Source organism: Methanobrevibacter sp. (assembly GCF_045541095.1).
In the GTDB taxonomy this organism is placed as follows: domain Archaea; phylum Methanobacteriota; class Methanobacteria; order Methanobacteriales; family Methanobacteriaceae; genus Methanocatella.
This window is the reverse complement of sequence record NZ_JAZQIJ010000026.1, coordinates 1-12,589: the sequence shown is the minus strand read 5'-3', so window position 1 is coordinate 12,589 and position 12,589 is coordinate 1. Positions and strand designations below refer to the sequence as shown.

11 protein-coding genes are annotated in these 12,589 nt (G+C 35.7%); 6 read left to right on the top strand and 5 right to left on the bottom strand.

Annotation, left to right across the window (positions count from 1 at the left end; genetic code table 11):
* Positions 1 to 56 precede the first annotated feature (56 nt).
* From ftsY to ACKI2P_RS01095, 3 genes are all read left to right on the top strand, one after another.
* A complete protein-coding gene (gene ftsY, locus ACKI2P_RS01105) occupies positions 57 to 1,478 on the top strand; it encodes a signal recognition particle-docking protein FtsY (protein ID WP_407374407.1) in 1,422 nt (473 codons plus the stop codon).
* Positions 1,479 to 1,913: 435 nt separating this feature from the next.
* Entirely contained in the window at positions 1,914 to 3,464 is a 1,551-nt protein-coding gene (locus tag ACKI2P_RS01100; RefSeq protein ID WP_407374406.1) for a putative glycoside hydrolase, read from the top strand.
* An 8-nt stretch (positions 3,465 to 3,472) separates the two neighbouring features.
* Entirely contained in the window at positions 3,473 to 4,999 is a 1,527-nt protein-coding gene (locus ACKI2P_RS01095; protein ID WP_407374405.1) for a putative glycoside hydrolase, read from the top strand.
* Positions 5,000 to 5,019: 20 nt separating this feature from the next.
* On the opposite strand, the gene ACKI2P_RS01090 is transcribed toward ACKI2P_RS01095, so the two are convergent.
* Complete coding sequence (locus ACKI2P_RS01090; RefSeq protein ID WP_407374404.1) at positions 5,020 to 5,397, bottom strand: hypothetical protein; 378 nt, start codon at positions 5,395 to 5,397, stop codon at positions 5,020 to 5,022.
* 233 nt (positions 5,398 to 5,630) lie between these two features.
* On the opposite strand from ACKI2P_RS01090, the gene ACKI2P_RS01085 reads away from it, so the two are divergent.
* Positions 5,631 to 7,088 carry a sodium-dependent transporter gene (locus ACKI2P_RS01085; protein ID WP_407374403.1) on the top strand — a complete coding sequence of 486 codons (1,458 nt, stop codon included), beginning with the start codon at positions 5,631 to 5,633 and terminating at the stop codon, positions 7,086 to 7,088.
* Positions 7,089 to 7,298: 210 nt separating this feature from the next.
* Here the strand turns inward: ACKI2P_RS01085 and ACKI2P_RS01080 are convergent, their stop codons facing one another.
* On the bottom strand, positions 7,299 to 7,532 hold the full coding sequence (locus tag ACKI2P_RS01080; RefSeq protein ID WP_407374402.1) for a hypothetical protein: 234 nt from the start codon (positions 7,530 to 7,532) through the stop codon (positions 7,299 to 7,301).
* Positions 7,533 to 7,846: 314 nt separating this feature from the next.
* Between ACKI2P_RS01080 and ACKI2P_RS01075 the strand changes: the two genes are divergently transcribed.
* Complete coding sequence (locus ACKI2P_RS01075; protein ID WP_407374401.1) at positions 7,847 to 8,266, top strand: hypothetical protein; 420 nt, start codon at positions 7,847 to 7,849, stop codon at positions 8,264 to 8,266.
* Between the two features lie 3 nt (positions 8,267 to 8,269).
* On the opposite strand, the gene ACKI2P_RS01070 is transcribed toward ACKI2P_RS01075, so the two are convergent.
* The 3 genes from ACKI2P_RS01070 to ACKI2P_RS01060 all read right to left on the bottom strand — a co-directional run bounded on the left by ACKI2P_RS01070 (position 8,270) and on the right by ACKI2P_RS01060 (position 11,269).
* Complete coding sequence (locus tag ACKI2P_RS01070; RefSeq protein ID WP_407374400.1) at positions 8,270 to 8,917, bottom strand: zinc ribbon domain-containing protein; 648 nt, start codon at positions 8,915 to 8,917, stop codon at positions 8,270 to 8,272.
* A gap of 94 nt (positions 8,918 to 9,011) precedes the next feature.
* Positions 9,012 to 9,269, bottom strand: a complete 258-nt coding sequence (locus ACKI2P_RS01065; protein WP_407374399.1) for a transcriptional regulator — start codon at positions 9,267 to 9,269, stop codon at positions 9,012 to 9,014.
* 242 nt (positions 9,270 to 9,511) lie between these two features.
* Positions 9,512 to 11,269, bottom strand: coding sequence for a hypothetical protein (locus ACKI2P_RS01060; protein ID WP_407374398.1), 1,758 nt, complete (start codon positions 11,267 to 11,269; stop codon positions 9,512 to 9,514).
* Positions 11,270 to 11,473: 204 nt separating this feature from the next.
* Here ACKI2P_RS01060 and ACKI2P_RS01055 point away from each other — a divergent pair, with 204 nt between their 5' ends.
* A complete protein-coding gene (locus tag ACKI2P_RS01055) occupies positions 11,474 to 12,373 on the top strand; it encodes an Rpn family recombination-promoting nuclease/putative transposase (RefSeq protein WP_407374397.1) in 900 nt (299 codons plus the stop codon).
* The last annotated feature ends 216 nt before the right edge of the window (positions 12,374 to 12,589 follow it).

The window sequence follows — 12,589 nt, the reverse complement described above, 5'->3', positions numbered from 1 at the left end:
TTATATTAAGTATTAATTATAATTTTTCTTAAACTAACTACAAGGTTGGGTTAATTTTGTTTGATTCATTAAAAAAGAAATTTTCACGTACAAGTGAAAAACTGGAAGAAGAGCTTATTGAAGAAGCTGAAAAAGAGGATAACCTTAAGGAAGAGGAAGGTACCAGGTTTTCATTTTTCTCTTTCGGAAGGAAAAAGGAACAGAAAGAGGAAAAAGAGGAAGAGGATTCTAATCTGCTCCCCGAATCTGCTGACGAGCCGGAAGAAGTCGAAGATTCTGTAGATGAAATCGAAACTCCGGAAGTTGAAGCCGAACCTGTTGAAGAGGAAAGCGAAGAGGAAAAACAGGAAGAGAAAAAATCAGGTTTCTGGTCCAGATTCAGGTCAAGCGATGATTCAAAAGAAGAAACTCCAGAGGATGACGACCAGGACGAGAATATCGCCGAAGAAGTCGCCGAAGTTCCTGATGAAATTGAAGAAGAGGAAGTTGAAGAGGAAAAAGAAGAGAAAAAATCTCACTTCTGGAGCAGAAACAAAGATAAAAAAGATATTTCTGCAGACGGTGAGGCAAAAGGAGGAATATTCTCCTTTGTCCGTGAAAAAACCATTCAGGAAAAACATGTGGAAGACATTCTCTTCGAACTCGAAATGGAACTTCTTCAGGGTGATGTGGCCATGGAGGTTGCAACTGAAGTTGTTGAAAACGTTAAGGATAATCTTGTCGGTAAAAAAATTAAAAGAAGCAATGACATTACCGAATACACTTACAATGCATTAAGGGATTCCGTTGCAGAAATTATTGATATTCCTGGTAAATCAATGACTGAAATGATTGAAGAGAAGAATGCGCAGGGGGAACCTTTGGTTGTAATGTTTGTTGGTATCAACGGTACCGGAAAAACCACAACCATAGGAAAATTAGCCAATTATTATCTTAAAAAAGGCTACACTCCTGTAATTGCCGCTTCAGATACTTTCAGGGCAGGGGCTATTGAACAGGTGACCTATCATGCTGACAATGTCGGTGTTAAAATCATCAAGCACCAGAAGGGTTCAGACCCTGCGGCAGTTGCATTTGATGCTGTTGAACATGCAAAAGCCCAAGGCAAGGAACTGGTTTTAATTGATACTGCAGGAAGGATGCAGACCAATACAAACCTTATGGATGAGATGAAAAAGATCAAAAGGGTTTCAAAACCTGATTTAGTCATTTTCGTTGGTGATGCGCTTACCGGTAATGATGCAACCGAACAGGCCAAAAAATTCAATGACGCAATCGACATTGACGGTGTAATACTCACCAAGGCCGATGCCGACAGTAAAGGTGGAGCTTCACTTTCAATAGGTTATGTAATCAAAAAACCAATCATGTTTTTAGGTGTTGGCCAGGGATATGACGACATAATGGAATATGATGCAGATTGGATGTTAAATCAATTATTCAGTGATGATGAGGAGGTTTTAGAGCTGGCAGAATAATTGGGCCGGCTCATGATTTTTTTTATTGCAATACTATATCTTTATTGTGATAAACGATACATATGTCTAATTCAATAAATTATATTTACAATTCAATTCAATAATTCTTAAAAATGGGGTGTTAAAATTAAATACAAATCGGTATTAATCGTTTGCATATTTTTAACTGCATTTTTATGCTTAAATGCAGTTTGTGCAAGTGATAATAACCAAACTAATGAAATTACTACGATTGAAAATCAGGAAACATATTCACAAACAATCAATCAGGAAAATATTGAATTAAACGCAGTTGATGATGAAAATAACAGTGCACTTTCAGCAGATGATGCGGGTCTCCTCGCAGGATCCGGTGAAAAAAGCGTAATTGAAACTTCATCAAAAGAATCTGCTCCAACTGTTTTTGTAAAGAATTCTAATTTTAATATTCAAATTTTGGATGGAGACGGCAATCCTATTAAAAACAAGACCGTTTCAGTCAAGTTTAATGATAAAGTGACAAAATTAACAACAAATGCAAGGGGTTTTGTTTTTTACAAGTTAGGTACTGTCGGAACATATACATTGACTTACAGCTTTAAAGCCGATGGTTATGCTCCAATTAAAGTTTCTAAAAAGATTTCTGTTGTCTCAAATACCGTTTCCAAACTTAAAGGCTCAAATTATGTTGCATATGTGGGGGTTAAAAATCCTTTCACAGTAACCCTGACCACTGGCGGTGTCAATCTTCCTAATCAAAAGGTGGTCTTTACTTTCAAGGGTAAAAAATATACAAAAACCACCAACTCAAAAGGTGTTGCAACATTGAACATTAATACGGCCAAAAAAGGAACTTACACAGTCAAATATTCTTTTAAAGCCGTAAAAAATGCAAAATCCGCAAGCGGAAAAGCAAAGATAACAGTCAAGAAGGGAATGCCAACAAGTATTACAAACCAGAAAATCTATGTTTACAGGCCTAATGTCGTCACTCCTTTTGTCATAAAATACAGGGATGCCCGTGGTGACCCGATTGCAAGTAAAACAATTGAATTTACAATCAACAAGAAAACATATAAGGTAAAAACAGACAGTAAAGGTCTAGCACAAGTCAAGATTAAACAGAAAAGAGGTTCATACACTCTCAAGGTCAGGTCATACAACACGGCGGCATATAAAGGAGTAACCAATACATATTCCATAAGGGTCATTCCTGAACACGTCAACTATGACAATTACGGATTCTGGCTTTTCGGAGGGGATATGAAAAACGTTAATCTGAAAACAATGGCCAAAAATGGTATAAACCATATTTTCCTGAATTTCTATGCTGTTGACCTGTACGGAAAGAGTGGTGTTTCCAGCTTTGCAAAAGAAGCAAGTTCATTGGGCATTAAAGTCCATATATGGATGCAGGTATTTTACAGAAACGGGGGATGGGTTTCTCCTGTAAACAATGATGGAAGCTATAAGTACAGTCTGTTCAATACAATAATAAAAGAAGCGAAGGACTATGCCAAAATCGATGGTATCAGTGGAATTCATCTGGATTATTTAAGGTTCCCTGGAACCGCACACAAGCATACAAACGGTATGAAGGCAGTAAATTACTTCACAAAAAAGATTTGCAATGAACTGCATGCAATGAATTCAAAGCTCATAGTTTCTGCTGCAGTAATGCCTGAACCGTCCAGCATGAAATATTATTATGGCCAGGATATTGCCACAATAAGCCAGTATCTGGATGTTATTGTTCCTATGGTTTATAAAGGAAATTATAATCAGGGAACATCCTGGATCAAATCAGTAACTTCAACATTTGTTGGCCAGTCCAAGGGTGCTGATATATGGACGGGACTTCAGTCATATTACTCAGACAGTTACGTTAAAAAATTACCTGCTTCATCATTGAGACATGATGCCGTTTACGGAATATCCGGTGGGGCTACAGGTATAATACTTTTCAGATATTCATTATTCAACATATTTGACTTTGCAACATTATGAGGTGGAAAATGAAAAAGATATTTATATTTCTAATATTGGCATTAGCGATTATTTCAATTTCAGCGGTATCTGCCGGTGACAACATCACGGATGGGGGCGATGTTGTTTTAATGGAGAAAAATAGCGTTGATGTAATTCAAGAGGGAAATGAAAGTTCTTGCGGTGAAGATGATTCTGATGAGGAAGTTTCACCTGAAGAGTCAACAATCAAGGCCGGTGCAACAACAGGTTACGAGAAGTTTTCAACCAAATTTACCGTAACTCTCACAAGCAATGACACTGCACTTGCATCCAAACCGGTTTTCATAAAAATCAATGATGTTACCTACAATAGGGTTACAGACCAACAGGGTCAGGCCAGCGTAAGCGTAAAACTCCCAAAGGGGACCTATGTGGCCTCATTCGGATATGGTGGTGATAACATGACAGCTCCTTCAAACGGAACTGCAAAAATTACCGTTAAAAGTCCTATAAAAACCAAATTCCAGATTGTTGATAAATATGTCAACTACAGGCAGGGATTGAAATCTGTTTTCCAGGTTCGCCTTTTGACAACTGGGGGCAGTGCTGTTAAAAATCAGGCGGTCACCATCAAGGCCGGCGGAAAAACATATTCCACAAAGACCAATTCAAGGGGATATGCAACTGTTTTTTTAAGTCTTAAAAAGGGAACTAGAAAAGTAACCTATTCATTCAAGTCCTCCAATCCGTATCTTTCATCAAGCGGTTCTACAAAGCTTAAGGTCAAAGGTTCAATAGGTAAGGGTAATGGATACTGGTTGTGGCCGGAGCACATGAAGAAAGTAAGCTTCAAAACTCTTAAAAAGACAGGAACAAAACATATTTTCCTGCAGGCTTCAGCATTCAACTACTACGGCAAATCAGGTGTAACATCATGGATTGCAAAGGCCAAAAAATACGGAATCAAGGTTCACATTTGGATGCAGATATTCTACAACGGCAAATGGATCAAGCCTGTAAATAAGGACGGATCTTTAAAATACAGTTACATGAACAAAAAGGTTACTCAGGCTAAGAAATATGCTAAAATCAGGGGTGTTGCCGGAATTCACTTTGATTATGTAAGATTTGGAGGTACTGCCTATAATTATGAGACTTCTACAAAGGCAATTAATTACTTCATCAAAAAAGCATGTGTGGAAGTTAGAAAGGTGTCTCCTAACTGCATACTTTCCGCATCAGTCATGCCTGAACCTGGTATGGTGGATTATTACTATGGTCAGAATGTCGAGTACATGAGCAAATACCTGGATGTCATCACTCCGATGGCATATAAGGGCAACTACGGCAAGAATACTGAATGGATTACTTATGTAACAGCAGCATTCAAGCTGGAATCAAACGGTGCTCAAATATGGACTGGGCTTCAGACATACAAGTCAGACACCAATCCTGCAAAGCTGACTTCATCCACTCTTTTAAAGGATGCCAAGGCCGCAATGAGCGGTGGTGCAAAAGGAGTTGTCCTGTTTAGGATAGGTTTGACTAAATATTTAAATTTCAATAAGGTTTAAACCTTATTAACTTATTTTTTTTAATATTTTCTTTTAGACAGCGCTTTTAATCTTTTCTTTTCAATGTTTTTCTTTTTATCGGAGTGGTATTGTCTGTTCTGGCGACTGGTTGTTGTTTCGTTGTTTCTCATGACTGTCAGAAGGTCAATTGAATTTCCGCTGCAGGCCATAACCACTCTGATTTCCTTATAGTCCTTTGATTGCGGAGCCTTAAATACTGCAGCATATTTTTCCCTTTCGATGTGTTCCCAGCTTATAGGCTCTTCATTCATCAGGCAGTCAACTACATATTGCCTTGTAAGGCCGTTTTCATCAAGCCTTTCTATGAAATGACGATTTTCAAAGCACCAGTTTATTGATGATGTATCGCCCATTATAAATTTATCAAAAACATTCATGTCAAACCACTTACCATTATCAAGTTTAATCTTCACAGTTCTTATATTTTTGTTTTTCAGGTGTTTATGAATTATTTTCAGTTATTTTCTGACATTTTTTTTAAATTTGATAATCATTTTTAAAAATATTTTTGTTTTTTGAAATATTTTCATAATTATTAATCAATAAAATAAGTATGATGTTTTATACATAATGTAAATATTATTATACACCTTTTAATAAAAAGTTTATTATGAGTCAACAAACACAATGGGATTCATCATTAGCATTCATTTTTGCTATGATTGGAGCCGCTGTTGGGTTAGGTAACATATGGCGTTTTAGTTATGTACTGTATTCTAATGGTGGGGGATCATTTTTCATTCCATACTTTATAGCAATTGCTATTATGGGAGTTCCATTTTTAATATTGGAATATGGTGTAGGATTCAGTTTCAAGGAATCGTTTTCAAAGATATTGAGAAAAATCAAGCCGCAATTTGAAATCATTGCCTGGATACTGGTTCTTTTCGTTTTTATAGTAACAATTTATTATATGGTTATATTGAGCTGGGACTTGGTTTACCTTTTAAGCAGTTTCACATTCAACTGGGGAACTGACACTGCTGCTTACTTCACTCAGAGTGTCGGAGGAAGTTCCAACTTGTCAAACGCCAGTTTTTTAATCATTCCAACAACAATCGGTGTTATTCTTTTATGGGTTGTCCTGTGGTTCATATCTCATAGGGATGTTGATAAGGGAATTGGAAAGGTTTCAAAAATTCTCATTCCTGCTTTGTTTTTGATAATGGGTATAATCATCGTTTACGCGTTGACTTTGCCTGGTGCAGGCATAGGTGTCAATGCGTTGCTTTCACCGGACTGGTCAATGCTTGGAAATGTTAATATCTGGCTTGCAGCATTTGCTCAAATCATCTTCTCACTGAGTATGGGTCAGGCAATCGCCCTTACCTATGCAAGCTATCTGCCAGAAAACTCCAAGCTGATTGATAACGTTCTTATTGTAGTTGCATCCAACTCCGCATTTGAAATCTGTACTGCATTTGGAGTATTTGCAATACTGGGTTACATGTCAGTAACAGCTGGAACACCAATAGTTCAGCTTGTCACTGAAGGTACAGGTCTGGTATTCATAGTATTTCCAATGATTTTCAATATTATGGGTCCTGTCGGACGTGTTTTAGCCCCATTACTGTTCCTGGCTATTCTTTTCGCAGGAATTACATCTGCTTTAGGATTTTTCGAACCGATGCTTAATTCAACATCCACAAAACTTGGATGGTCCCGTAAAAAGACCGCAACAGTTCTCGCCATTGTCGGATGTGCATTTTCCATACCTTTAACCTGCGGAATCAGCAGTTATGTTGTAGGGGTTATCGATACATTTGTAAACGAGTTTGGAATTTTGCTTTTAATAGGTATTCAGTGCATAATATTTGCATGGTTCTACGGAGTCGAACACTTCCTTCCTGCATTGAATGAAACCTCAACATTCAAAGTGGGAACAATATGGACTTTTGTAATCAAATACCTGCTTCCTGTTGTGTTGATCGTCATGTGGGCAATTGGAATTGTACAGCTATTTTCAACCGCAAAGCCGTTTGAAATAACAATGGATATAATTATCATCATTGCGGTGCTGGTTGTTTCAATTGTTCTGACAAAAATCAAACCTTCTGGAGATAGCTAGCCTATCTTCATTATCTTTTATTTTTTCCCAGATTTTTTCCCTATCAAATAATTGATTTTAGATAGAATTTAATTAATTAATTTCATAAAAATAGTAGAATTATTGATGGGAATTATTATTATTTTAAAACATTATTCATTTTTCAAAAAAAAGTTTCATCTCAGCTATATCAAAAAATTAATAAAGATAATTTATTAAAAAAATAAATTATCAGTAGTATCCGTTAACCATTCTGACTTCCTGATATGTGGCATACATTGCATAAATCCAGAATACGATTCCTATTAAACTGAATATCATGTGTACCCAAACGCCTAAAACATTTAGTATTACACCTATTATAAAAAAGGTAAGCGCTTTTCTAATGTTGCCTGCATATGCGATTCCAAGACCGGTAAACAGAAATGATATTATCAATGCAATTATCATGTTTTTCTGAGCCATTGTATTGCCTCCATTAATTTTTTAAAAAACAAATCGCTATTTAAATATTTTATTTATGAAGTATTAATACTTTGCATATGGAGACATTTTCAAAAACAAGTATTGAATTCTAATTGGTGTAGGTTAACTGGCAGTTAAGTTGATCTTGGGCGAACCCAAGAAAAACTTAAACTAAAAAAATTTTTTAGTATAACACGGGAAAGTGTTATATCATATATTCTTTTTTGGATATTATTTAAACATTTACTTATTTTTACATGCCTAAATTTAATTTAAGTAAAGTATATTTAATAAATAGTTTTATAATATTTAATATGAAGTTCAAATTTCTAATGGTGATTGTATTTGCTATTGTTTTCATCGGTTTGGTTCATGCGGAAAGCTTCACTGCACAGCAAGGGACATTTGCATATAAGGAAGTTGAAAACTACACACTGAACGGATTCAATTTCACTATTCCTGTGGAATATGATTTGGCTTATGAAAACGACACTCACATGTTTTTCGATGGCAATAATAATACGTTAAATATCAGTGTAATTAAAAACGGAAAAATAAAAGAAGTCAACTCCACTAAAAATATCACCGCCTCAGATACGATGTTTGGCTCTGTTGACGGCTATCTGGTAGATAGAAACGGAAGCTATACATTCTCATATATGGAAGGTGAAAAACTCATTTCAATATCATCCAGGGACATGACACTGATGATTGGTGTAATCGGAAAGGACTAGTCCTTACATGACTTCAATTTCCTCAAGCAATTCCGGGTTATTAGTATATATGCTGCATAATTTGTTGTCTTCCACGAAACTGAATTCGTAAACGCCTCCGGTATTGTCGTATTTGCCGTCATAGCCCATCATGTTTTTATCTTTACCGTCAAGATCATTTAAAACGTCTGTTTCGTTGATATCATATTTTTCTGAATATATAACGTCAATTTGAATATAGTCGTCTGATTTGTTCCAAACTTTTGAACTGGTGTGGATTCCGTACTGTTCCGTATCTATTTCAGAGTCCGGATCGAGTATGAAATCTTCAGGTATGTTAAATCCGATTGTGTCTACCTCGACGTTTTGACCTCCGATAGGGCTTAGAGAAGTTATTGCTATAAGACTGAATGCAGTTATTATGATGATTACTGTTGCAATCAGGATTGGTGTTTTGTGCTTTTCGAGAACGCTTTGCCTAACTGGCTGCGGAGCTTTTATTTGTGCGCCGCAGTGTCTGCAGAAATTTTCATCATAGTCAATTTTTTCTCCGCAGTTGGGACAGAATTTATGAGTGTGTTTTCGTTTGTGTTCCACTTCCCGTCCGCAATCAGGGCAAAATTGAGCGTTTTCATTCAGTGGGGCACCGCAATTTTTACAATATTTTTCCATAAGTTTACCTCTAAATGAATATTGGTGCTAAAAGGTTTATAATCTTTTTATATTGAAAAATATTTTTTACATCGTGTTTAAAAATAGAATATGACTATTTGATTTTCTTTAAAATCTCTTCACCGTCTTCAGTCAATCGATAAATCCTTCCTTTTCTGTATTCCTCGTTGATGCATTCAACAAGATTTAATTTTTTAAAGTCGCCCAGAATTTTTGATACGTGAGCTGTTTTAATTCCGATTTCAGTCCCGATATTTGATGGTGTTTTAACTGTTCCCTGCAATGCTTTCAGGGTATTTTGTCTATGTGGAGAATTATTTATAAATGCTAATTTTTTTTCATCATCCATCATGTAACCTCTATCGAATATTATTTTTTTAATGTTATTTAATTATTTTGTTATTGTTTTGTGTTATTTGATGGGTGTAAAGTGTTGCTTTATTGTGTAATTTAAAATAAAAAAGTATAGTGGGATTTTTGTATCTCACTATTTGATCGTCAGTTTTGCTTTTTGGCTTGTGGCAGGTAGTGATGACCAGCGAAGCTTATTGATGCTGTGAATTTTCCTGCGTTGGAAAATTCACTTTTTTTAGATTAGTTATGCTGCAAACTTTTAATGTAGGAATGCCATACAAGGTTGTCCAGCTTGTGGTTTTGTGCGGCTACAATCCACTGTTCAATCAGTTTGAAATTCTCGCCGATGAAATGGTCAATCATGACTAGTGCTGCAGATTTCGTAAGCATATGGAGGACCATATCTTCAAATGGTATAAATCCGGCACCGAATAGTGTAGATAGTTTTTCACCAATATTGACAGCTGAAATTCCATCATTGATACCGTCCATAAGTCTTTTTGTAAAGGTACTGTAGTCCTGATGGTCAACGGAATATACAAATCCATTGATGAGGCCGCCAATGGCACCTGTTGCAGTTCCGACAAGCATGTTAATCGCATGTGCACATGCCACTCCTGCGGCAGTGATTCCCCAGCTTACTCCTGCAGTAATGATGGTTGTTCCTGCAAGGATTGCGGTTTCTATCAATTCCTGTTTCCATGCTGCCATTGGGAAGTGGTCAACCACTTTAGGATATGCGCCTGTGGCTATAATCTGTGCGGATGCCTCGTTGTTGTAGATGTCCACAAGGGAGTTGCCGCTGTATCCCTTATTGTTTGTGAAATTGCTGATGTATACTACCAATGTTCCTTTGTTGTTGTAAATCGCATCCATCCTGTAGTTTCCAGGAGTCACGTTTAGCCTCATAATCGCATTACTTTCAGTAATGTTGCTTATGAATGTCTTATCTCCTATTTTGAATGTGACTGTCTGATTGTTTATTGTCCTGTTGGTTCCATCGTTCAGTTTCAGGATAAACAGGTCGTTGATGTTGAATGTTGTGCTTTTAGGAAGCACTGTCAATTGGTTTGTGAAAAATTCATTTGTAACCTTGTTTATAGATTTGATGGAATAGACTCCAGGCAGGAAGTTGATAACGTCCTCCAGTAATGCCTGACCTTCTCCAATTATCTCTTTGACGTATGTTTCACCGTTAACCTGGAATGTGACTTGGCTTCCTTCTACTAAAAAGGTGCCGTTTGCATTCCTGAATATTGCTGAGAAGAATTTGTAGTCTCCATAGGTTTTTACAAGGTCTTTTCCATAAACACTTGATTTTTGAACTATTATGTCATAGGTAACATTCTGTGAATCGATTTTTGCACTTACTGTTTGAGCTCCTCCGTCTTCAGGTATGTAGCTGAATTTTACCTGATTGTCGGAGATGAGCTTGCCTTCAAACTCCCCTTCTTTGTTGGAAGCTACTGTCATGTTATCGAATACGTATGATGGAACTGCATCACTGAATTTAACCTGTAAATCAACCGGTAAACTGGCATATCCTGTTGCTTCTCCGGTCAATGTCATTTTCAAAGGATTGGAATCTGAATGGTCAGTGTTTTTTCCAACGGTATGATATTCTTTTAGCTTGTTGTCAAATGAAGGGTTGTTTGTTCCCCACCAGTTATGATTGATTGATTTATATTCTCCGGAATTGAAAACGTCGTGGCCTTCGGTTCCTGCCTTATTTGATAGGAATGCATTGTTGTTTATATACATTGAAGTTGATTTGGAATCGGTATATATTGCTCCTCCTCTTTCGTTACAGTAATTGGATTTGAAATAGCTTTTTTCAAGGGTTATTGTACATTTGTTGTTGACATATACTGCTCCACCTTCTTTAGCATGATTGGATTCAAAGTAGGAAGATTTAATGTGACCAAGTAAATTTGCATATATTGCTCCGCCGTAGTTTTCGGCCCAGTTGCCTGTGAAGCGGCAGTATTCAATAAACAATGTATCTTTTGCACGTATAGCTCCTCCGTAACGTTTTTCTTTTCCTCCGCTTGCATAATTGTTTGTATAATTACGAATGGTTAAAAATTTTTTACTTCTACTGCAATTTTGATTTAAAATTGTTATTTTTACTTAAAATTGTTTTTTTGACTTTTATTTAATAAAAGATAAGATTTAAATAGTATTTAGACTATATTAGGAAATATGGCAATAAGAAATGAAATTTCAAATCAGAATTATCGTCAATATAATGATTATTATTTCAAAAGTGTTCTCAAACAGCGGGCCAATGGTCTATTGAAATTTGTTGACATACCATATAAGATCAATCGAATGTTGATATCTGAATTTACAAATTTAGGTCCGAATATTTCGAGACTGGATTTTGTTGGTGAAGCATATTTTAAAAATCAGACTGTAAGTCTGATATTGGAGTGCCAGACTAATTTGCCTACTGATGAGGATATCAAAAGATTCTTTCAATATGTGTCATCTATGAGGATTTTCAAAAACAATCATGTTGAATTATACATTCTGTGCACTAAAAAGATCAACGATTCTAAAAAGGAATTTGTAATTAAAGAGGGTTGCACTTATATCATGAACATGATTTCACTTAAAGATTTCAAGGCCAAAGATATATTTAATAATATTGAAGACAAATTAAAAAATAAGAAAAAAATCACAGATGAGGATATTGCAGCGCTGCAGCTAATTCTCTATACTGATTTTAATGGGTCAAAACTCGATATTTTGAATAGGGCACGTGAACAACTTGAAAAAATTTCTGAATGCATGGCTTTTGATATAAATGAAAAGAGTGCAATAATCTATTTGTTTGACACATTAAGTGCAAATATGTTGGATAGTGAAGAACATAAGAAATATATGGAGAAAAATAATATGTTAGTTAATCCAAGAGAAAGATACTTTAAAAATCAAGGTATTGAGCAAGGTATTGAGCAAGGTATTGAGCAGGGAATTGAGCAAGGTAAACTTGAAGTTGCTAAAAAAATGCTTGATGATGGAGATTCAATTGAAAAAATCGCTGAGATTACTGGGTTATCCAAAGAAAAAATTTTAAAATCAATAGAGTCTGTTTGACTATTCCTTTTTTTAGTAATGCTTTGCATTCATAACACATGTATGAACTTTTAAATTTAAATTAATGCATTAAATTCCAGTATTATGGTGATAATCACCATATTTTTACCAGAATTTTAATTTGAAAAATTTTTGCATTAATTAATGGAGAAATAATTCTTATATCTCTATCGGTTTCGATGAAATATAAGATTAGGTTTGTCTGTAAGATAACTC